14 protein-coding genes are annotated in these 23,652 nt (G+C 51.1%); 6 read left to right on the top strand and 8 right to left on the bottom strand.

What is annotated here, in order from left to right:
- Nucleotides 1-35 precede the first annotated feature (35 nt).
- A complete protein-coding gene (locus CLV60_RS22200) occupies nt 36-3,725 on the top strand; it encodes an FG-GAP-like repeat-containing protein (RefSeq protein ID WP_106597576.1) in 3,690 nt (1,229 codons plus the stop codon).
- 133 nt (nt 3,726-3,858) lie between these two features.
- Here the strand turns inward: CLV60_RS22200 and CLV60_RS22195 are convergent, their stop codons facing one another.
- The 4 genes from CLV60_RS22195 to thrA all read right to left on the bottom strand — a co-directional run bounded on the left by CLV60_RS22195 (nt 3,859) and on the right by thrA (nt 9,010).
- The gene (locus tag CLV60_RS22195) at nt 3,859-4,758 is read right to left on the bottom strand and encodes a nucleotidyltransferase family protein (protein ID WP_106597575.1); all 900 of its coding nucleotides are present in this window, start codon (nt 4,756-4,758) and stop codon (nt 3,859-3,861) included.
- 134 nt (nt 4,759-4,892) lie between these two features.
- On the bottom strand, nt 4,893-5,219 hold the full coding sequence (locus tag CLV60_RS22190) for a HesB/IscA family protein (RefSeq protein WP_106597574.1): 327 nt from the start codon (nt 5,217-5,219) through the stop codon (nt 4,893-4,895).
- A 388-nt stretch (nt 5,220-5,607) separates the two neighbouring features.
- Complete coding sequence (locus CLV60_RS22185; protein WP_106597573.1) at nt 5,608-6,537, bottom strand: homoserine kinase; 930 nt, start codon at nt 6,535-6,537, stop codon at nt 5,608-5,610.
- A 16-nt stretch (nt 6,538-6,553) separates the two neighbouring features.
- A complete protein-coding gene (gene thrA, locus CLV60_RS22180; RefSeq protein ID WP_106597572.1) occupies nt 6,554-9,010 on the bottom strand; it encodes a bifunctional aspartate kinase/homoserine dehydrogenase I in 2,457 nt (818 codons plus the stop codon).
- Nucleotides 9,011-9,384: 374 nt separating this feature from the next.
- Between thrA and CLV60_RS22175 the strand changes: the two genes are divergently transcribed.
- Together CLV60_RS22175 and CLV60_RS22170 are read left to right on the top strand one after the other, a co-directional pair.
- Nucleotides 9,385-12,522, top strand: coding sequence for a SusC/RagA family TonB-linked outer membrane protein (locus CLV60_RS22175; protein ID WP_106597571.1), 3,138 nt, complete (start codon nt 9,385-9,387; stop codon nt 12,520-12,522).
- Nucleotides 12,523-12,539: 17 nt separating this feature from the next.
- Complete coding sequence (locus tag CLV60_RS22170) at nt 12,540-14,000, top strand: SusD/RagB family nutrient-binding outer membrane lipoprotein (protein WP_106597570.1); 1,461 nt, start codon at nt 12,540-12,542, stop codon at nt 13,998-14,000.
- Between the two features lie 82 nt (nt 14,001-14,082).
- On the opposite strand, the gene CLV60_RS22165 is transcribed toward CLV60_RS22170, so the two are convergent.
- Nucleotides 14,083-14,847, bottom strand: a complete 765-nt coding sequence (locus tag CLV60_RS22165; protein ID WP_106597569.1) for a hypothetical protein — start codon at nt 14,845-14,847, stop codon at nt 14,083-14,085.
- Nucleotides 14,848-15,057: 210 nt separating this feature from the next.
- Between CLV60_RS22165 and CLV60_RS22160 the strand changes: the two genes are divergently transcribed.
- On the top strand, nt 15,058-15,318 hold the full coding sequence (locus CLV60_RS22160; RefSeq protein ID WP_106597568.1) for a hypothetical protein: 261 nt from the start codon (nt 15,058-15,060) through the stop codon (nt 15,316-15,318).
- Between the two features lie 4 nt (nt 15,319-15,322).
- Here CLV60_RS22160 and CLV60_RS22155 read toward each other — a convergent pair whose 3' ends face one another.
- Nucleotides 15,323-18,274 carry an FAD-binding and (Fe-S)-binding domain-containing protein gene (locus CLV60_RS22155; RefSeq protein ID WP_106597567.1) on the bottom strand — a complete coding sequence of 984 codons (2,952 nt, stop codon included), beginning with the start codon at nt 18,272-18,274 and terminating at the stop codon, nt 15,323-15,325.
- A gap of 186 nt (nt 18,275-18,460) precedes the next feature.
- Here CLV60_RS22155 and CLV60_RS22150 point away from each other — a divergent pair, with 186 nt between their 5' ends.
- Entirely contained in the window at nt 18,461-19,930 is a 1,470-nt protein-coding gene (locus CLV60_RS22150) for a TlpA family protein disulfide reductase (protein WP_106597566.1), read from the top strand.
- 137 nt (nt 19,931-20,067) lie between these two features.
- Here the strand turns inward: CLV60_RS22150 and CLV60_RS22145 are convergent, their stop codons facing one another.
- Both CLV60_RS22145 and CLV60_RS22140 read right to left on the bottom strand, forming a co-directional pair.
- Nucleotides 20,068-21,327, bottom strand: coding sequence for a sensor histidine kinase (locus tag CLV60_RS22145; protein ID WP_106597565.1), 1,260 nt, complete (start codon nt 21,325-21,327; stop codon nt 20,068-20,070).
- Entirely contained in the window at nt 21,324-22,001 is a 678-nt protein-coding gene (locus CLV60_RS22140) for a response regulator transcription factor (RefSeq protein WP_106597564.1), read from the bottom strand. The genes CLV60_RS22145 and CLV60_RS22140 overlap by 4 nt, the downstream gene beginning before the upstream one ends.
- A gap of 156 nt (nt 22,002-22,157) precedes the next feature.
- Between CLV60_RS22140 and CLV60_RS22135 the strand changes: the two genes are divergently transcribed.
- The gene (locus CLV60_RS22135) at nt 22,158-23,615 is read left to right on the top strand and encodes a TolC family protein (RefSeq protein ID WP_106597563.1); all 1,458 of its coding nucleotides are present in this window, start codon (nt 22,158-22,160) and stop codon (nt 23,613-23,615) included.
- The last annotated feature ends 37 nt before the right edge of the window (nt 23,616-23,652 follow it).

Genomic DNA, 23,652 nt, shown 5'->3' with positions numbered 1-23,652 from the left:
TACCGTAAATCCAAAACATCCAATACACACGTCTTATGAAAAAGATTTATCAACGGGCCATGGCTATTGCCCTGGCCGGAACGACTCTCCTCGGTGCGGGGTTGTGGCACCAACACCACCGGATAAGTCCGGTCCCTGCCAAACCGGTGACACAAAAGGCCGATGCATTACCCAAAGGCATATCCGAAGCCACATTGGCGGACATCCGCAATTCGTTGGAAAAGCAGGAATACCACATTTCCTACGACGAGCAAAAGAAAAAGCTGCAAAGCCCCAACCGCAGGAACAACATCCGGGCGTACTACGAGCCGGGCAAACTCACCGTTCAGACGCGCGTAGACACTACCGGCGACGGTTTTAAAATGGAGCTGGTCAATGAAGGCGTCTTCGCCGATGGCAAGCTCCTCTACGCCCCGGAAATAGCCGCCAAGGCTGAGCACCACGAAAACAAAGTGCAGATCAGCCACCAGGCATTCACCGAGGAGTTTATCAACAATGAAGAAGGCGTCCGCCAGAACTTCATCATCGAAAACGCCCCGGAAGGTACGCATCAATTGCAGGTAAAAATGGCCGCCAAGGGCCTCGAAGTAGAACAAGGCTCCGGCAACGAACTACATTTCTTTTCCAAAACAGCCAACGGCAGTATTCGCAACGAACTCGTTTACAGCGATCTCAAATGCTGGGACGGCAACAAGAAGCCGTTGAACGCGACACTGGCTTATGTGGATAACCGCATTCAGATCAGCGTGGACGTGGCAGTTGCGGCCTATCCTGTTACTATTGATCCGATCATTACCAACGGTACGCCGCAGAATTCTAACAAGGTGCTTCAAATAGACCAAAGTTATATGTGGCTGGGCTTTTCCGTATCGAGTGCAGGAGATGTGAATGGGGACGGTTATAGCGACGTGATCGTAGGCGCACCACAATACGACCTGGGAGAGGATAACGAAGGAGGGGCATTTGTCTACAAAGGCGATCCATCCGGATTGACCGCGACAGCTGTTACCTTCCAATCTAACCAGATTGGTGCTAAAATGGGATACTCTGTATCGACTGCCGGAGACTTCAATGGCGATGGGTTTAGTGATGTGATCGTGGGGATTCCGTATTATGATAAGGATGCCGTCGATGAAGGACGGGCAAACCTCTATCTTGGTTCCAGTACATTTTTTAGTTCGGCAATTACTGGGTATGGTATTGGCAGTGGGCATGCCGGGGCGTTAATGGGAATTAATGTAGCGACCGCTGGCGATATCGATGGCAATGGGCTCAGCGACATTTTAATTGCGGCAAGCCAGAATACAAATGGAGAAAGCAAAGAGGGAAGTGTTTTGGTAAAATACGGGAATGCCAATGCTGACCTAAATTCTGCTGCGTCCATAACGCTCCAAATCAACCAGCCCAACGCGCAATTCGGCTACTCAATCGCTCCTGCAGGCGATATTGATGCGGATGGATACAGCGATCTCATCATAGGTGCACGCTGGTACACCAACGGGCAGGGTCAGGAAGGAGAGGGAGCTACTTTTATTTACCATGGCAGTAGCAATGGTCAATTGAGTGGTCCCACAATCATACAGGGCAACCAATACAATGCCGCCATGGGCAACAAGGTAAGCTCGGCAGGGGACGTGAATGGGGATGGTTACAGCGATATTCTGGTTGGTAGCTACGCATTTGACCATGGGCAGACGGATGAAGGGCAGGTGTTTGTGTTTCATGGCAGTGCCGGAACAATTGGATTAACACCGAGAGGCGTTTCAACCGGCACAACATCGGGAGCATTGCTTGGTTCATCCGTAAGCATCATTGGCGATTACAATGGGGACGGGCTGAATGACATTCTGGCTGGCGCACCTAACTTCGATGGCGGTCAGGTGGGTGAAGGAGCGGTATTCCTTTCATTTGGGGACGCGGCCACAGGGACAAATTCGATGAAAAAGTTGGAGTCCGACCAACAGAACGCAAAGTTGGGATGTTCCGTCTCCGGTGCAGGTGACCATAACGGCGACGGGTTCGACGACCTCGTTATCGGGGCCACTGGAGGTATATTTGGCGGAAACACCGGAGTAGCATATGTTTATAATGGTAATGCACAAGGCAACTTTTCGGGCGGTACCCCGCTTTATCAAGTTTCGAATAAACTGTTCGGTACAAGCGTAGGCAGCGGCGATATTAACCGTGATGGCTTTACAGATATTATCGTAAGTGCGCCGCTTGTAACAAATGACTTAAAGTCCGAAAGAGGTCTAATCGCCATTTTTCCCGGATCTGGCAACGGAGTAACCAATGCAAATTATACCCTCGTGTATGGGCCTAGCGCCGGGACAAAACTGGGAAGCAGCTTAGCTACCGCGGATGTGAACGGTGACGGATTCATGGATATCATTGCCGGAGCTGGATTGTCAAGTGGAGGCGAGGGTTCCTTTTATGTATGGCATGGTGGTGGAGGCGGAATTCCTACCGGTACGTTGTCCAAGATTGAAGTTAAGTCTAACACACCTAACGCAAACTTCGGTGCTTCGGTATCCAACGCCGGGGATGTGAATGGCGATGGTTTCGGCGATATTATTATCGGGGCGCCAGGTATCACAAACGGCCAGAACAATGAGGGAGTTGCAAGGGTCTACTACGGATCCTCGAATGGAATTGCATCACCTTTTAACACGCTGATTGAAGTTAACCAGGCAGAGGCTGCGTTCGGGACCTCGGTTGCAAGCGCAGGCGATGTAAACGGTGATGGCTACGACGATGTGATCGTTGGGGCACCCTATTATGACGATGCTGTTGCCAACGGTGGTGGCGTCTGGATCTTCCATGGGTCGTATAATGGACTCAATACCACCAGCAGTTTCTCATTGAAAGGAGAACAAGTAGAGGATCACTTTGGGCAAGCCGTTTCCGGCGGAGGCGATTTGAATGGGGACGGGTATAGCGATATAGTCGTTGGTATACCGGGTATGGACCAAAGTGGTATGACAAATAACGGAGGGGTTAGAGCCTATTTCGGCAACGACGGTTATGCGGGTAAAAACAAGCGGAACAGCACTCGATTGTATAATACGAATCTCACTCCAATGACTTACTCACAGTGTATTCAAAATTCGGTCGTTGTGGGTATCCACGCCACATCTTTTCTCGGTCGTAACAATGGTCGGTTGGCATGGGATTATACGCAAAACGGAACCAGTTTTTCAAAGGTGCCCAACAATCCAATCACCACTAGTACTATCACAGATGATGCTCAGAATTCATTCGGCACACTTTCAGGCACAGAGGTTAAAGCCGGTATCATAAAACTCTGGACAGCGACACGATTGCGTGTACGGTTTAAACATGAGCTCGCCACCGCTTTAACGGGTCAAGTATATGGACCGTGGCGCACTGTACCCGAATATCTCCTGTACTTTCCTGCCGGTAGTCCGCCAGTATTGGCAGGCGAAGAATTCGAAAAAGCAGTAATAGCTGACGCCACACCGGAATACAAAGACCTCGTCTCCGTATACCCCAACCCGGTAGCCGACCGCCTGTTTATCCAATCCACCAACATGGATCAGGTAACGTCGCTGCAATTGATTTCAGCCAACGGAACAATGGCGTTCACATCTGCCAAGCCCCAAAGCGAAGTGGATGTAAGGCACCTTGCCGCTGGATCTTATATTCTGGTGATTAACCGGAAGGACGGCTCCAAAACTTCTCATAAGGTTTTGATCAGAAAATAATAGTACGACCCGTGTTGAAATACGCAGATAATGCAGAAGAACTCATAAATAAGGTTTAGTTGTAATGCAAAAAGCGTTCACGAGTGATTCGTGAACGCTTTTTTATTGAGCTTGGCTCAGCTTTCAATAGTAACTAATCCCACAACTTCGAAGGATAAGCTCCTGCCTCGTGTAGTGCATTCAGGGAAGCCTGTACGGATGGCTTGTCCTCAGGGTAGGTAACCCCAAACCAGTCGGAAGCAATGCGGAACACCCGGCAGTCGCCCAGGCCGCTTTTGATGATGTGGGTCATCACGGTCGGGATATAGAACTCTGCCTTAGGCGTATGGATATTTTCGCGGGCGTATTTTTCAAAAAGTTCTTTGGTGATGGGGAACATCGAGGGTTTGAAGCCCCAGAAGTTCATCGAAACCGGCGTTTCCGGTGCCAGCTCCGTGCGGGTTTCGCCTTCTTCGAAATAGATTACATCGTTTTCTTCAAAGATCTTGGTGCGTTCCACTACGGATTCGAGGTTATGGTCCTCACGCTCTACGCATACGCCGCGGGAAACGGTCCCGTTTTCAGATAGCGTGCGTTTCAGCTCGTAGCCGATCATCGCGTGCTGCTTCTCGTTGGTATCGGTTTGCAGGAACTTGGCCATGGTTTCGAATGCATCGCGACCGTAGAAATCGTCGGCATTGATCACTGCAAATGGCGTGTCGGTTTGCTCCCACGCGCAAAGGGTAGCGTGGCCTGTACCCCATGGTTTGGTGCGCTCCACAGCACCGAGGTCTTCGGGAACGTAGGATTGAACACCCTGTATTGCAAAGTCAAAATCGATCTTGCCTTTGAGTTTGGGGGCGAAAATCGCTTCGGCGCTGTCCTTGATCTCCTGGCGTACGATAAATACTACTTTTCCAAAACCTGCGCGAATGGCGTCGTATAAAGAATAATCGATGATGGTTTCTCCGTTGGGACCGAACTGGTCGAGCTGCTTGATACCTCCGTACCTGCTACCGATTCCGGCAGCCAAAATCAAAAGAGTTGGTTTCATTCAAATGGATTTAAACGTTCCTTTAATGCGGTGTGTAAAAGACAGTTCAAAATAAACCCATTCAAAACGATAAAAAAAACGCGTTCCGGGTTTCGGAGCGCGTTTTTTCAAAATAAAATATTTTAATAATTTAATTATACCGCGAAGCTCTCGCCGCATCCGCAGGTGCGGGTAGCGTTGGGATTGATGAACTGAAAGCCTTTCCCGTTCAACCCGTCGCTGAAATCCAGGGTCGTTCCGGCCAGGTACAGCAGGCTCTTTTTGTCTACGATAATCTTCACTCCTTTATCTTCAAAAACCATATCGTTCGGCTTCGACTCAGAGTTGAATTCGAGATTGTACGTGAGGCCCGAACAACCGCCGCCTAACACGCCCACACGAATCTGATAATCTTCGTCAAAACCGTCAGCCTTGCGGAGTTCTACAATTTTGTTTTTGGCTGTATCGCTTACCGTAACCATTTTTCTAATGTTTTTATCTCTGCCAATCTTAACGTTTTTACGGAACCTGAAAGTTCACATTTTGACACAAAACGCCCAATTTCCCGTTCCAACAGCTCGTTCCGTCATTCTAGTATTCATTTCCCATGGCAGATAGTGATTTCAGAAAAAATCGCGTAGCGATGCAACATTGGTAGTCAGAAAAGTCATACCGCGTTGTCAAAATCCCGTCAGGGATGCAACAACAGATGCCGCGTAGGCCCTACCGTTGCGTTGTTGTTACATGCCTATCGGCATTTTGGGGGATTTTGAAATGCCATTTTGCTACCAATGTTTCATGCCTAACGGCATTTTTCAGGTCTATTATTCCAGGCCCATTCACTCAGTCGGTCATTCAATCATTCACTCATTACAAAACAACCGCCCCACCCTGGTTAATCCCCGAAACATGCACCGCCGACTCAATCCCTGCACTTGCAAACCGTTCCTGCATGGCTTTCCCGGCATTCTGAGCATTTTCGATACCGCGGCTCAGCGCAAACATCGACGGCCCGGCACCTGAAATACTGCATCCCAACGCGCCATTCGAAATTGCCGCCTGTTTGACGTCTTTGAACTCAGGGATCAAGATCGAGCGAACAGGTTCGATAATCACATCCACCATCGAACGGCTGATCAGGTCATAGTCCGCTTTCATCAGACCTGCTACCAGACCAGCCACATTGCCCATCTGAGCGATTGTATTTTTCAGGGAAACCTCGTTGCGCAAAATGAAACGGGCGTCTTTGGTATTGATCTCGATATCGGGATGCACGAGTGTGCAGTAAAGATCATCGGGCACCGGTATTGTAAAGATATCCAATGGGTTATAGCTACGGATCACCACAAAACCGCCCAAAAGCGACGGGCCTACATTATCCGCATGCGCCGAGCCCGAAGCGATACGCTCGCCTTCCATTGCGAAAGGCAACAATTCTTTACGGCTCAATGGGTTACCGAGCAATTCGTTCATCGCTACCACACCGGCTACTGCGCTGGCCGCGCTGGACCCCATTCCGCTGCCCAAAGGCATATTCTTCCGCAAAACCACTTCGCAGCCCAAGTCTTTGATACCCAGGTGTTTCAGTAAAGCCAGCATCACCACCGTCACCGAGTTCTTATCTGCCTGGCGCGGCAACCGGCCTTCGTCGCCCGTAATTTCCGTAATGACAATGCCCGGCTCATCCCGCTTGTACAACTCAACGGTATCCCCCGGCTCCTGAATGGCAAACCCGAAAATATCAAACCCACACGACACATTAGCGACTGTCGCCGGCGCAAAAGCTTTTACTGAATTCACTGTAAATGGTTGTTTTCTATCCCAAATAGCTACTGATACTCATAATATCCGCGAACACGCCGGAGGCGGTCACTTCCGCGCCGGCGCCCGGGCCTTTGATCACAAGCGGGCGGTCTTTGTAACGTTCCGTGGTGAAGGAAACAATGTTGTCGCTGCCCGAAAGCGTGTAAAACGGATGCGAGGCGTCAACGGTTTTCAGCTCGATGGTGGCTTTCCCGTTTTCGAGTGTCGCGATGTAACGCAGCTTTTCGCCTTTCGCTTCCGCTGCTGCCTGCATATCGGCGAAGTAAGCATTGGAAATTTCCAGTTCGCCGAAGAAAGCATCCACAGTAGGTGCGGCCAGACAGTTGGCGGGCAGGATTTGCGAGATTTTCACTTCTTCCGGCTCCAAGGGCACCCCTACCTCCCGCGAAAGGATCAGGATTTTGCGGCCTACGTCGGCGCCACTGAGGTCATCGCGCGGGTCGGGCTCGGTGAAACCTTTGGCTTTGGCCTCTTTCACCACGTCCACGAAGCGTTTATCGCCGCCAAAATTGTTGAATATATAGGATAGCGTTCCGGAAAGGATCGCTTCAATTTTCAGGAATTTATCGCCGCTCGCCATTAGCCCCTGAATGGTATTAATGATGGGCAAACCGGCGCCTACGTTGGTTTCGTACAGGAATTTCACGCCGCGCTGCAATGCGGTACGCTGCAATGCGATGTATTCGGAGTAGCTGCCGGAGTTGGCGACCTTATTGGGCGTCACGACGCTGATACTCGCGTCGAGCAGCATATGGTAGTACTGGACAATGTCCTTGTCGGAAGTACAATCCACAAAAACGCTGTTCGGCAGGTTGAGCTCGATCATGCGCTGCACGAATGCGGGCAGGCTCGTTTTCACGCCTTCGTCCATCACGCGGTCGCGCCAATTTTCGGGTTTGATACCGTCCGGATCGAGCAGCATTTTTTTGGTATTGGACAAACCGGCGATATTCAGGTTCAGCAGCTTCTCCTCCCGCAGGTACTGGGTCTGGTTGCGGATTTGCTCGATCAGCGTGCTGCCGATCAGCCCAACCCCCACAATAAACAGGTTGAGCGAACGCGTTTCCGACTGGAAGAATACGCCGTGAATCGCATTCAATGCTTTGGAAAGATCGCTTTTTGAGATAACCACCGAAATATTCAGCTCGGAAGAACCCTGCGCAGTAGCTACCACGTTGATACCGTTTTTACCCAAAGCCGAAAACAACTTGCCCGAAATACCGGTATTTTTCTTCATGCCTTCGCCCACGATAGCGACGATCGAGAGGTTTTTCTCAACGGAAATACCATCGATATGCCCCAAACCGATCTCGGTAGCAAATTCCTTTTCCAGCACATCGATCGCTTTCTGCGCATTTTTCGGGTCGATCGAGAAGCAGATCGAATGCTCCGACGATGCCTGCGAAATGAGGATCACGCTGATCGCATTGTTGGATAACGCGGTAAACAAACGACCGGAAATACCGGCCACGCCGATCATCCCGCTGCCCTGGATATTCACGAGCGCAATCTCGTCAATCGACGAAATCCCCGTAATCACATACTCCTTACCGTTAGCAGATTTCTGAACATACGTTCCTTCAAAATCGGTATTGAACGTGTTGAGTACTTTCAGCGTGATGTTCTTGGCAAATGCCGGCTGCAAGCTCGGCGGATAAATCACCTTTGCACCGAAATGCGACAATTCCATCGCTTCCGCATAGGAAATGGATGGGATCGTGAATGCATTCGCGACCTTGCGCGGGTCGGCGGTCATCATGCCGTCGACGTCCGTCCAGATCTCGATCGAATCGGCTTCGAGCGCCGCGCCCAGGATGGACGCCGTGTAATCGGAGCCGCCGCGGCCGAGTGTCGTGGTGACGCCCTCCGCCGTGGATGCGATGAAGCCCGTTACGCATTGCAGCGCCGGGCTTTTCGCGAAATGCTCTAATATTAAATGATTGGTAACTTCAAAATTGACATCGCCCATGCCATAGCTGGCATTGGTGCGGATCACCTGGCGCGCGTCGCAGAATTCGGCCGCGACGCCCTTGCTTTTAAGGATTTCGGTGATAACCAGCGTCGAGAGGCGCTCCCCGAAGCTCATAATGAGGTCGAGCGTGCGTTCGGACAACTCGCGGATCCACGAAACGCCGCGGAGAATGTCTTCCAGCTCATTGAAAAGGCCGCGCACAGCCGCAAATGTGCTGCTCTGGTTCTTCACGGGGATCAGCCCGCGCACCACCGCGAAATGCCTTTCCTCCACGCCTTTCAAAAATTCGACATATTCCGTATTGCCGGCGGCTGCCATTTTCCCGATTTCAATGAGCCTGTTCGTGACACCGCCCATGGCTGAAAAAACGACCGTTATACGCTCGCCTTTTGACAGATTTTCTTCGAGGATACTGATTACCGTTTTGATACTGTCGACCGATCCGACAGAGGTGCCGCCAAATTTAAGAACCTTCATTTAAAGCTATATTCGAAATATGCGAATGTGAACGGCACAGGGCCGCTCATTTTGAACAGAATGCAAATATAGCAATTCAAACGCCGCTTACTTTCAATAATACCCCTAAATGCAGACCGCCCCGGTGAATTCGGCCGACAGCCGAATGCGGTCTCCGCCGGCATCCCTCACATTCAGTCAGTTGCTGCACCGTGTAACTTCATATAAACATCTCTTTTTAAAATATTAAATTTTAAATAAAATCACTTTAATCGATGAATATTTTATTAAAACATTTTTTCTCAATCAGATATTTTTTGAAATTAATTAAAAATAGAAGATTCTTCTGTTTTGATAATATTACCTAACTGTTTCACTCCATTACTTAATCAATTATGAAGAAAGTCTTTACATTAGGCTTCTTATGGGTCTTGCTGTTCCTCGCCGGAACAGGCTTTGCACAAGACCTGAGCATCAAAGGCAAAGTGCAGTCGGCCGACGGGTACCTTCCCGGTGCCAGCATCCTGATCAAGGGCACCAGCCGCGGCAGCACTACGGACTCCAACGGCGACTTCACCCTCAGCGCGCCGGCCAACGCAACCCTTGTTATTTCGTTTATCGGCTACAAAACACTGGAAATCCCCGTCGGGTCGAAAACCGTCTTCGACATTATGCTCGAAAACGACGCGACGCAGTTCAACGAGATCGTCGTAACGGCCCTCGGTATCGCCCGTGAAAAGAAGGCGCTGGGCTATGCGGTGCAGGAAGTAAGCGGCAAAACACTCACGCAAGCGCGGGAGACGAACCTGGTCAACTCGCTCTCGGGCCGGTTGGCAGGGGTGCAGGTGACCAATTCCAATGGTGCACCGGGCTCCTCGTCGCGGATGATCATCCGCGGTGCGAGCTCTATCGGCAGCAACAACCAGCCGCTGTTCGTCGTGGACGGCGTGCCGGTGGATAACAGCAATTTCGGCTCGGGTACCGGTATCGATTACGGCAATGCGGCGGCGGCGATCAACCCGGACGATGTGGAGTCGATCAACGTGCTGAAAGGCCCCAGCGCCGCGGCACTTTACGGCTCGCGCGGGGCGAATGGCGTGGTTTTGATCACGACCAAAAGCGGTAAGGGCACGAAAGGGATTGGGGTTTCGGTCAATTCCAACACGGCGTTCGAAAGCCCTTTCAGATTGCCTGAATGGCAAAACGAATACGGCCAGGGCGCTGCGGGGCAGTTTACTTACGTGGATGGCAAAGGCGGCGGCAAGGGCGACGGTGTGGACGAAAGCTGGGGACCCAGACTCGACGGGCGTCTGATCGCGCAATTCGACTCGCCCATCGCGGCGGACGGTACCAGAACTCCCACACCCTGGATTGCGCACCCCGATAATGTGGACAAGTTTTTTGAAACCGGCAGGACATTCACCAACAGCGTTGCCGTAACGGGTTCGAACGACAAAGCCGATTTCCGGCTCGCATTTACAAACCTGGATCAAACCGGTATTTTGCCTAATACCAACTACAAGCGGCGGACTGTTTCCCTGAATGCAGGCTGGAACCTTACGAGCAAACTAAGTATCCGTGCAACAGGGAATTATGTCAAGGACGGCTCCGATAACCGTAACAACTTCGGCCTCTACTTCATATGGTTTGGTCGCCAGGTGGATATGGATAAGCTGAAATCCTACAAAAAGCCGGGCAGCATTTACCAATACAACTGGAACGACAACTACTGGACAAACCCTTACTACCTGCTCAACGAAAGCACCCGGGCCAATGAAAAAGACCGGCTTTACGGCAATTTCTCGGCCACCTACAAGTTCACCGGTTGGCTTTCGCTCACCGCACGCACCGGTACCGATTTCTACGAAGACCGCCGCAAGACCAAAAGCGCAGCGCGCCAGGCGATCATCGGTACCTCAGCGCTTTACGACGCTTATAATGAGGAGCAGATATTCGTCCGCGAGTCCAACTCGGACTTCCTGCTCAATGCCACCCATAAATTCGGGGAGTTCGATATTACGGCTAACATCGGTGGAAACCATCGCACCAACTACGCGCAGCGCAACTACATGGGTGCGACTGAGCTAGCCATTCCGCGCGTATACAACTTCGGAAACTCCCGTCAGAAGCTCGTGGGTGAAAACAGTTATATCAAAAAGACCGTTAACAGCCTTTATGCAGCCGCTAACCTTGGCTTCCGGAATTACCTTTTCCTGGATCTGACCGCTCGCAACGACTGGTCGAGCACATTGCCGTCCAATAACCGTTCCTATTTCTACCCTTCCGCGGCGGTGAGCGCGATCGTGACGGATATGTTTGATATCAAATCGTCGGTTCTATCTTTTGCAAAACTGCGCGCAGGCGTGGCCCAGGTAGGAAATGATACCGATCCGTATCGCTTGGTGAGCACGTACAAATACGAAAACGCGTGGGGAAGTACGCCAAGCCTCTCCGAGAACAACGCGATGCTGAATGCCAACCTGAAACCGGAAATCACATCCTCCTACGAAATTGGTGCGGATATCCGGCTGTGGCAAAACCGTGTGGGTCTCGACGTTACTTACTACAACAAGGTTTCTAAAAACCAAATCCTGGACGTCAATATTTCCAATGCGACGGGATTTCTTTCCAAGTTGCTGAATGCGGGTAAGATCAAAAACTCGGGAATCGAAATCCAACTAACCGCCACGCCTGTGAAGCTCGACAAATTTTCATGGGATATCGGGATAAACTGGGCTAAGAACAACAACAAGGTGGTAGCGTTGGATGGCGGGCTTACTACCTATCAGCTGAACACCAGCTATAATGCATTGACCCAGGCGACATCGACCAATAGTTTCAGAGGGTTGTCGGTGGAAGCACGGGTAGGCCAGCCGTATGGTACCTTCTTTGGCAAAGGCTTCTTGCGCGCCCCGGACGGCCAGATCGTCTACGACAGCCAGGGATACCCGATGATCGACCCGGTAAGCAGGGTGCTCGGCAGCTTCACACCCGATTGGATCGGTGGTATTTCCAATACGTTTACCTATAAAGGATTCTCGCTCAGCACCCTCATCGATATGAAACAGGGCGGCGACATTTTCTCGCAATCGATCAATATCGGCAGGTATACCGGCGTATTGAAAGAAACCACCTTCGGTCGCGAGGACGGCGTGGTAGGACAAGGTGTGGTGAATATCGGTACTTCGGCCTCGCCTGAGTATGTGCCTAACGAGAAGCGTATTTCGTCGGAGGAATACCATCACAAATATTACCTGCTGACCAACAACGAAAACACCATTTTCGACGCGAGCTACATCAAATTGCGGGAGGTGAAGCTTACCTACATGATTTCCGGAAAGGTTTTCAACAAACTGCCGTTCCGCGACATCGCTATCTCCATCGTCGGACGCAACCTGGCGCTGTTGAAGAGCAACCTGCCGCATATCGACCCCGAAACCAGCTATTACAACGACGGTAATTTGCAGGGGATCGAAAACGGACAAATCCCGACCACCAAAACCATGGGCTTCAATATCAGTTTCAATTTATAGGCTAATTCTTCGAGACGATGAAAAAGAAAATATATTCAATGGGCATTTCGGCGCTGCTCTCCTTCCCGATCATCTGCGCAACGAGCTGCACCGGCGATTTCGACACGATTAACACCAACAATAACAGCGCGGCTACCGGCACCGCCGATCTATTCCTGCCTCACGGAATCCAGAGTGCGGTCGATATTTACTGGGGGGGCTCTCTCGGAATGGATATCGGCGACGGCTACTCGCAGCATTGGGCACGGATTCAGTACACGGACATTGACCAATATACGGTTTCCAGCGACGTATACACCGCGGCCTGGCAAGGTTTGTATGTAGAATCCCTCGCGGATTACCAGCGCATCTACAAAATCGGCAAGGAGTCGGGTAACGTTAATTACCAGGCGGTAGCGATGATATTGCGGTCGTGGGCATTCACGCTGCTCAGCGATGTGTACGGCGATATCCCCTACACCGATGCGTTACAGGGATTGGAAGGGAATCTTTTGCCGAAATATGACAAGCAGAAGGATGTTTACGCCGGCATTGTAGCCGAGCTTAAATCAGCCGGGGAGTCGATCAACGCCACCGACAAAAGTATGGCGATCGCGGGCGATATTCTCTTCAATAATGATCTTACAAAGTGGAAGAAATTCGCCAATACGCTGAGCCTGCGCGTGCTGAGCCGGATGATCGACAAAGCCGATTCGCCTATTGATGTAAAGGCGGAAATCACCCGGATTCTGAGCGACCCTGCCAAGTATCCCGTCATTACTTCGGTATCCGAGAATATTCAGCTCAATTACCTGGACGCGACCAACAACCAGAATCCTGTGAATGTGAACCGGAAAACACGCGATGACCACCGCGTAAGCGCCACTTTGGTAAACAAAATGAAAGATTTGAAGGATGCACGCCTTCCTATTTACGCCAACAAACCGGTGTTAAAAGATGAATACACCGGCGTTCCTAACGGGCTATCTTCCTCGCAAGCCGGAAAACTGGGCCTCGACAGCACTTCGCGGGTCGGCAGCTATTTCACCGGGCCTACTGCACCGGGCGTCATTATGAGCTATGCGGAGCTGCTGTTTCTCAAAAGCGAATTTGCCTACAAGGGAATTGCGGCCGCCGGCGACGTAGCCAAAAACTACACCGATGCCATTACAGCCTCGTTTGCGCAGTACAAACTGACCGTTTCCCCCGAATACCTCACTGCAAATGCTTTGAAGGCCGGCGCTGCGGGTTTTACGCAGATTATGGAGCAAAAGTGGATTGCGTTGTACGGCCAGGGCCTCGAAGCCTGGACCGAATTCCGCAGAACCGGCATACCCGATTTGAAACCTCCTGTACTGAATACCAATCAAAACGTCATTCCAACGCGGCTGCCTTACCCGAACTCGGAAGAATCGCTGAACTATGAGAATTTTTCAGCGGCCCTCACCGCCCAGGGAGGCAAGAATGATATGAAAATGAAGCTTTGGTTTGCAAAATAATGCATACCCAAACCTGTTAAAAAAGCAAAACGGGTCAGATGCGTGCGGCATCCGACCCGTTTTCTTTTTGGTATTTTATGTATTAAAATGAAAGCCCCAGTCCCGCACCGATATTGGCGACTCCAACAAACCGCTTTTCATTGATAGGAATACCTACTTCGGGAATATTACCCACACGCACATTCACGGCAACGTTTTTTAGCTCGGCTTCGGTGGCGAGAAAATCACCGGAAAGGTGGAAATATAATGGACCGGCAATAGGCAGGCGTAAACTCGCTCCTGCACCTACCCCGAAACCGCTCGTAGAAGCCGGGCTCAAATGCACGAGAATCTGGTTTTGACCAGATTGGAAAGTACCTGTCATATCCACAGTAGGAGAAGTAACTTTTACATATCCTCCCTGTATGTGCCCTTCGATCTGTACCCGGTTAAAATTGAGAAAAATAGCGGGACCGGCCATGATCGCATTAAATTTCCAGCGCGACACGCGCGTGTCCCACGTATGCGAGGTGGTTTCGTTGATAAAGCCTTTGATTTCTTCTACACGGAGGTCCGCAATATCGACGATCGGCTGAGGGCGCGTCGTGTTCTTGTTCATGCTTCCGGAAAACTTCAATCCAAACCAGCGCGCGATGCGGAAATCATAATTCACCTGACCATAATATCCTGAGCCCGTCAGACCTGCGAAAGGGTCGTTCAGCTTTTCCCTTGCAAGCTCTCCTACCGGCAAGCTGTACCCGGCAGTAACCGAAAAGAAGGAACGGTTATCATTCTGCGCCTGCACACCGAACTGCGCAAATAAGAAAAGTGCAAAAAGAGAGATAGAGAAACGTTGGCGGATTTTCATGAATATGGCTGGTTTGTGAGAAGAACTAGTACGTGAAACGAAATTTCCAGCTAAGGTAACATGAAACATCCCCGATTTATTACATTTTGATTTCACGACTTAGTTTGGGGAAATTTTATCAACACAATGTTATATAAATCGCTCGAAAAGTGCCGAATCCGTGCTGGTATGGAAATGGTAGGGGTTATTTCAAACTAAATCATTCAACCCATGAACAGGCAAGAAACAGATAAGGAAGCAAGGGCCACCAAGAACGTGAAGAACGTCTGGAAGTGGATCGTCGGCATCGGTATCGTTCTTTCGCTGATCGCCTGGTTTGGCGGCTTCTTTAACCACGATAGAAACCTGTCAGGACAGGCCGATAACCCGGCTGATCAGGGCACAACGGCTGTCGACAGCATTGCTTCCGATACCGCCGGTACGCCGCTGCGTTCCGATACGGTTTATGAGCACGTCCGTGGCACCCAATAGGATGCTACTTGATCAGTGCGTCATATAAAATCTCGACAGGGTGCATCGCTTTACGCCCTGTGCCGTCCTTAATCTGATGGCGACAACTCGTCCCGGCAGCCGCGATGATCACATCCTCGGGCTGCTGCCGGACAGTTGGGAACAGCACCAGTTCTCCGATCTGCATCGACACCTCGAAATGCTCTTCCTCATAACCAAATGAGCCCGCCATTCCACAGCAACCCGACGGGATCAGCTGAACGTGATAGTTTTCCGGCAGTTGCAATGCTTTTTTAGAAGCCGTCAATGTGGATAGTGCTTTCTGGTGGCAATGTCCGTGCAGCTTGATCAGCTGATTTTTACCCACAAATGCATTTTTCCGAATGCGCTTCGCATCAATTTCACGGGCGATGAATTCCTCGAAAAGCAATGCATTCTCTGCGATTTTCTGCGCATTGCCCCTTTCATTTTCACCCACCAAGTCCACGTACTCGTCCCGAAACGACAGAATTGCCGACGGTTCAATCCCTACCAACGGCGCATCATAGGTGATTTTATCTTTCAACAAAGCCACATTCCTGATCGCCAGTTTCTGCGCTTCTTTCACAAAACCTTTGGATAAATACGAACGCCCCGATTCCAAATGCTCCGGAATAATGACCTCGTATCCCAGTTTTTCAAGCAGCAATACGGCCTTTTTACCAACCTCGGCGTCATTATAGTTAGTAAACTCGTCACAAAACAAATATATCCTGCGCGAATGCGGTGCAACCGCCGGCTTGTTGCGCTGATGCTTCTCCCACCAGCTTTTCAGCGTTTCGCTATCCAGCTTCGGCATGGAGCGTTCGGGGTGGAAACCTACCATTTTATTGGCGATCCGTCGCAACGCCGGCGTTCCGAATACGCCGTTGAATGCCCAGGGCGCAATCGAGGCAAGTTTCATTTGGTTAGAAAAACCGGCGATCAGCTTGCTGCGCATCGGCACGCCGTGGCTTTCATAATATTGTTGCGTGAATTCGGCCTTCATCTTGCCGATATCCACACTGGAAGGACATTCGGATTTACAGCCTTTGCAGGAGAGACAAAGGTCGAGCACCTCCTTCACCATTTCCTGGCTCGTCGTCGGGGCGGTTTCGGGCGTGAGGTACTGGCGCAGGATGTTGGCACGGGCCCGCGTGGTATCGCGCTCGCTGCGCGTGGCCATGTAGCTGGGGCACATCGTACCGCCGGTCAATTCCGTTTTGCGGCAATCGCCCGAGCCGCTGCACTTTTCGGCCAGGCGGAGAATACCCTCCTGCCGCGAAAAGTCGAACACTGTATCGATTTGCGGGTTTGGTTTGTCCTGCCCATAGCGCAGGAACTCGTTCATCGGCGGCGTATCCACGATTTTATTGGCATTGAAAACGCCATCCGGGTCCCAGATCCGCTTCACCTGCCTGAACATTTCGTACACCTCCTCTCCCATCATATAAGGGATAAACTCCCCTCGCAGGCGGCCATCGCCATGCTCGCCCGACAATGCACCATTGTATTTCTTCACGAGTACGGCTGTATCGGCCAACACCTCGCGGAATTGCTGTTTTCCCTCGCTCGTTTTGAGGTTGATCATCGGCTCCACGTGCAGCTCGCCTGCCCCCGCATGCGCGTAGTACGACGCGCGCAAGCCGTGTTTTTCCAGCAAAACCTCCAATTCTTCAATGTAAGCAGGTAAATCCTCTACGGCTACGGCACAGTCTTCGATGAGGTTCACGGGCTGCGTGTCACCCGGCAGGTTACGGATCAGCCCCAAACCGGCCTTTCGAATATCCCAGGCCTTATTGGCATCATCGCCGAACAACAACGGATAGGCGTAGCCCAGGTTTTCGGCCTTCAATTGCGCAACCAATGCGGCCGCTTTTTGCTCTACTTCCTCTTTCGCGACACCCCAGAACTCCACCATTAGCATTGCAGCCGGGTCGCCCTGCATGAAAAACCGGTTTTGGGAATACACATTATGGTTTTTGGTGAAATCCATAATGTATTTATCGACCAGTTCAGAAGCCTTCGGATCATGCTCCATCGCTACGCGGTTCGCGTGCAGCGCTTCCGAGAGCGAGCCCGTATGTACGCACACGACGCCCACAGCAGCGGGCGGGGCGTCGACCAACGCTATTTTAGCTTCTGTAACAAAGCACAATGTGCCCTCGGAACCGGCAATGAGGTTACAGAGGTTAATATTTCCATTTTCAAAATTTCGGACCAACGCATCCAGCGCATAACCGGAGTTGCGGCGGGTAACGGTTGGTTTCGGAAACTGTTTTTTGATTAAATCCTGATCAATAGGATTGGATATGAGCCCGAACATGCCTGCCAGAATGGATTGCAGGCGCTGGCCTTTGATCTGCTTTTCGCGGATTTCTTTCGTAAAATCGGCGATGCTCTGCTCGCTGAAAACAGCCTCCGAACCGTCGGAAAGCAACACTTTCACTTCCAGCAAATGGTCACGCGTGGCGCCCCAGGTAATGGAATGCAGCCCGCAGGAATTGTTGCCGATCATCCCCCCGATCATCGCGCGGCTGGCCGTGGAAGTTTCAGGCCCGAAAAGCAGCCCGTAAGGCGCAAGGTGCTTGTTCAGGTCATCCCGGATCACACCCGGCTGCACGCGTACCCACTTCTCGTCGGCATTCACCTCGATAATTTTTCTGAAATGCTTCGAAATATCGACCACAATGCCTTGCCCTACCACCTGCCCGGCCAGCGATGTGCCCGCTGCCCTGGGAATCAATGTCACCTGGTTGGCTTTGGCAAAATCGATCAGCGCGCGGATATCCTCCACGGTTTTCGGCAAAGCCACCGCGACCGGCATTTCCTGATAAACGGACGCATCGGTGGCGTAAACTGTGCGCTGTGCTGCATGTAGCGTGGAATTGTCGAAATACAACTCACCCTCAAACCGGGCGCGGAGGGTATTGAACTGGAATTGTGAAACGCGGGTCATGGGAACAATCGATAATCAAAAAGCGAATTTAAGTCAGTTGACTTATTAATGCTTTTAAAAACTGCATTAATATGCTCCCGGACTACGCTGAATAAGCCGCCGGAACAGATACCGGCATGAGTTACGTATATTGGCACAATTTTTACACCTCCTGTTTTTGGTAAAAACAGCTTCCCTTTCGAACCGATGAAACACATAAACATTCTGATCCTCACACTATTCAGTTCTGCTCTCAGCTGGGCTGCATATGCGCAAAATACGGCCAACATTACGCTCACAGCATCCAAACAAGCTCCTGTGACCGTTACGCTGGTGCTCGAAGATGTACATTTTCACCCCAATCTGGGCACAGGCCTTGCCGACGCGAAGCTTGACGCCGTGGCCTCGGTGAATTTTGCAGACAAGACCAGTGAAAAAGCAGTTATTCAACTCAATGAGCCCAAAATGATGCGCCTGCAATACAGCGGCAACGGCATGAATAAAACCTGGATGCTGTTCCTGCAACCCGGCGACGACCTGACGATCAGCTTCGCCGACAAGGCCGACGTGACTTTCGCCGGTAAGAATGCAGGTTATCAGACATTTCTGAAAAACTATTTCCTGGAAAACCAATACCAGTACCTGCCCGTTTTTGGCTACAAACCTTCGCAAATCGATAACAAAAGCGTGGTACAGCAAAGCGACAGTCTGAAAAAAGTACGGTTGGATGCGTTTGAGAAATTTAAAATGGCCAATCCGGTGGTCCCTCCATTCGAAGCATACGTGCTGGCTACCACGGCGACCGAGCCATCGCTGACCCGCCAGCTTATTCAGGAGAAAATCATGCGCCGCAACCGGGTAGCGAAACTTGACGCCACGCAACGTAAGGAACTGGAAGATTTTACATTGACGGATTTCAAAATCCAGCCAGACGATGCATTGCTCAGCCAGGCCTACCGCGACGAGCTCCGCTACTGGGCGCTCATTCCCTCGACGCGCAAATTTCCCCTCGAATCGGAAACACGTTATGAGATCAGCCCGGATGCATTGAAGGATGTATATTCATTCAGCAAGGACAAGCTGGCCAATTATCCGAAACAGAAAGAGTACCTGGCTACCTACTGGCTCAATTACGCGGCTACGGCCATCCCGGGCATCGAAACCGCCAAAACGCTGCTGGCAGATTACAAAGCGACATTCTCGCAATCGCCCTACACAGCGTACATTTCCAAGCTGATCCAAACCAAAGAATCGCTGCAACCGGGCGCCGCCATTCCGGACGTCACCCTGCTCAACACCGACAGCGCTGCCGTAACGGTTTCCTCATTGCAAGGTAAGCCGGTTCTGATGGTCTTCTCATTCAGCATCGGCCAGCATGAGCCGGGATTAAAGGTTTTGGAAGATAAATATGCCGACAAGGTGACTTTCGCTTACATTTCCGTTGCAACGGGTATCCCGCTTTCGACCTGGAAACAATATGTAAAAACGCGGCCGACCGCGAAGCATTTGTGGGCTTCTGACGAGAATATCGAGGTTTTGAAGGAGAAATACGGCATTGATATCCGGTACCCGTTCCTGGTGATCGACGGTGCAGGCAAGATCGTGAACCGCTGGATTCCGCAGGAATTCCCGAACAATAAAACGCTCGAAGCTGAGTTGCAGAAAGTCGCGAAATAATGGCGCGAAGCTCACAAGCTGGCGCGAAGCTCCCGCTTCGCGCCTACTATTCGCAGGCCTCCGGCCGGTCCAAAATGCGACATCTTGCAAAGTCGGCCAGAGGCCTCCACAGGATAGTGCGAAGCAGGAGCGTCGCACTACCCTGTGATTCTGATCGAATGGATCGGCTCCTCGTACTGGTAGGAAATCCCCAGCTCGCAATTATCACAAATCTCCTTCACGATCGCGAGCCCGAGCCCCAGCGATTCCGCGCCCGCCGATTCCTTTTTGAACCGTTCGAACAACCGCTCCGGGTCACTCTTCAACGGATTGCCGGTATTACTCACCTGAACATAGTCGGCACCGGATTCCAGCCGCAGCTCTCCGCCGGTGTAGTTGTGCCGGATCGCATTGCTGATCAGGTTTGTCAAAAGAATATCCGCCAATGCGGGAGACATAACCTTCCTGAAACTTCCGGTCGATTGTACCGTCAAGCCGATTTCTTTATGCTGCAAAATATCTTCGAAATCTTTCAGCTTGTTCAATGCGAGCTCCGAAAGATCCAGGTCCTCCTGCTCGGTAAACTGCTGGTTTTCAATTTTAGCCAGCAATAACAATCCCTGGTTAAGCCGCGACATCCGGCGCGCAGCGTGGTAAATCTCCTCGATCCAGTACGTATGGTTTTCGCCCAAATCCTTCGACTGGATAAATTGCTCCACCCGCGCATTGATGAGCGCGAGGGGCGTCTGGATTTCGTGAGAAGCATTTTCAGTAAACTCGCGCAGGCTCCGGTAATCGTGCTGCATTTTCGACGCCATCTTCTCCATCACATCCCCCAGTTCGTTGAATTCGGTGATTTCGCTTCGGACGGTTTCCAGCGGCTTATTCTTCGTCCAGTCAAAGTCCTTGATCCTGGCCAGCGAATCATAAAACGGTTTCCACAATTTACCCGACAAAACACGGTGAAAAAGAAAAGTACTCACCAGCAGCAGCCCCAGAAACGCGATCATCGCTGCCGAAATAGCCTCGATCAGCTTATAGGATTCGATCATCGACTTCCGGATCGCAACGCGGTAAGGTGAGCCGCCGATTAAGGTGTAGAATGTGAGCTGACGGAACGGGTCGGCGGTTTCGTCGTAGCGGTTGCTGATGAGCGTGTCTGTGAATGCGACCTTATTATCGAATCGGCCGAATACCGGTACCACCTCGATTTTATTCTCGACAAAGTAGGAATTGTTGCTCCAAGTGTCGTTGCTTCGGATGTAGGTCTCGAAATCCTGCTTCTCCACCATCAGCCTGCTCTCCACTTCATCGTAAATCATGAATTTGATGATCCAGAAAAAGGCTACCCCTACCGCTACATAAATCAGCAGCGAGGCGAGCAGGTAAATGCGGCTGGCTTTTTCGAGCAGTTTCAAGGTGCGGTGAATTTGTATCCTATCCCGTAAATCGATTGAATATAGTCCTTTCCTCCCTTCTCTACGATCTTCCGGCGAAGGTTTTTGATATGGGAATACACCATATCCAGCGAATCGGCTGAATCCATATTATCGCCCCAGAGATGCTCAGCAATAGATTCTTTGGTCAACGCGACGTCGATATTGGAAAGGAAATAGAGCAGCAGATCGTACTCCTTTTTGGACAATGTGGTTTCAATATCCTTAATAAAAACCTTTCGGGCAGGCAGGTTGACCCGGATATCTTTCCAAATCATATCGTTGTTACCGCCGAAATTCCTGCGCCGGATCAGCGATTTTACGCGGGCATTCAGTTCCGAAAGGTGAAATGGCTTGGTCATGTAATCGTCTGAGCCTATCTCCAACCCTTTCAACTTGTCTTCCAATGTGTTACGCGCCGAAATAATGATAATACCCGTCGCTGCGGCGATCTTTTTCAATGTCTGGATAATGTCGAAACCATTGCCATCGGGCAACGTCAGGTCCACAATCGTGCAATCGTACTGGTAGAGGCTGATCTTTTCATCGGCCTGCCAGAATGTGTTGGCTACCTCACAAATAAACCCCTCGCGGGAAAGGTAATCGGTGATACTTTCTGCAAGCCCTTTTTCGTCCTCGACAACTAAAATTTTCATTCCTCTTTCAAAAGATACTTTACAAAAATACACCCTGAAGTTGGAAACATTTAGGAAGGATAATCGCGTAATAAACAGCTCCTTGCACGGTTCCGTTTCCCAAATGTTTCCAGAATTGAGCTCTAATTTCGGCTAAAAATATCTTTAACCCGAATTATGAAGCACTCCCAGTATCATTCCGTTTCCCGCTTTTTTCCGCCGGGAAATGCGCATTCGCCGGCACCCCGGATCTTCAAAATCAAAAACCGATGGCTCGCATTCCTTTTCGTCGCATTCGCGTGTGTACAGGCAAACGCCCAGCATATCAAATTGCACGAGGCCCTGGAACAAGGCAAAGGCAGTTTTCCCTTTCTGAGAGCCAAACAGGCCGAAATACACAGCGCCGAAAGCCGCATTAAGTCCGTTAAAACCGACTACCTGCCCGCATTCATCGTGCAGGACCAATATACCTATGCCACCAGCAACAGCGTGGCGGGTGCATTCCTGCCCAACGAGGGTAGCGCATTATCGCCTTCCGGTGGTATCCGTCCGGAAAACATTTACACGGCCACATTCGGCAGTTTCACCACGGCTATGGTCGATTGGAAGGTATTCAATTTTGGCAAAGTGAATGCCAACGTCAACGCTGCCAAAGCCGACCTCGCCCGCAGCCAGGCCGACTATGAGAACGAACTTTTTCAGCATCAGGTCAAAATCATCGACGCTTACCTGCTCCTGCTGATTAACCAGAAACTGGTAGATGCACAGCGGCAAAACCTGGAACGCGCCGCCGTTTTCAAACGCGTGACGGATGCCGCCGTCACCTCCGGCATGCGCCCGGGTGTAGATAGCTCGCTGGCTGCCGCGGAATATGCCAAAGCGCAATTACTCCTTTTGGAAAGCCAGCGGTCGGAAAAGGCTCAGCGCCTCCGGTTTTCGGAACTGACCGGCGAATTGCGCGATAGCATTCAGGTCGACACGATGGGTTTCTACGCCCAATTGCCCGTGCCTTCTGCTGAAATCGCGTCGTTCCTCAAAAACCCTGCATTACGTTTTTCCCAGAGCCAAATCGACGCCTCTGTCGCGCGAAGTCTGGCTATAAAACGTTCCTATTTGCCCTCCGTTTCGTTGGTAGGTGCCGGTTGGGGACGCGGTTCGGGTGTCTCGAACAAAGATGATTCCTTCCGTACCGATTTCGGCAGCGGAGTGAAATACCAGGTCTACAACTACCTTTTCGGCATTTCCACCCGCTGGAACCTGACCAACATTTTCAAGGTCAGAAACGATTATCACGCCGAGCAATTCCAGGCCGAGCGTTTCAAGTCATTGTATCAAACCCAGCAGCTGCAACTCGATCGCCAGTCGCGCGAATCCGAAATCCAGTTTCAGCTCTCGCTCGCGCAGGCACGCCTCACACCCGTGCAGCTCGCAGCCGCACGTACCGCATTCAACCAGGCAGAGGCGCGCTACCAGAGCGGTTTGACGGATCTTTTTACACTGGCACAAAGTGTAAATGCATTGAACCGCGCCGAAGTCGACAAGTTCGTCACCAACGGCAACGCATGGCGCTCGCTCCTGCTGAAAGCCGCCGCTGCGGGTGACCTAAGTGTGTTCTTAAATCAAATAGCTCAATGATACGCAAACGGTCATGCTGAGCGGAGTCGAAGCATCT

The sequence above is a fragment of the Dyadobacter jiangsuensis genome, assembly GCF_003014695.1.
Lineage (GTDB): Bacteria > Bacteroidota > Bacteroidia > Cytophagales > Spirosomataceae > Dyadobacter > Dyadobacter jiangsuensis.
The sequence above is the reverse complement of the archived record's forward strand: the minus strand, read 5'-3'. Positions and strand labels throughout refer to the sequence as shown.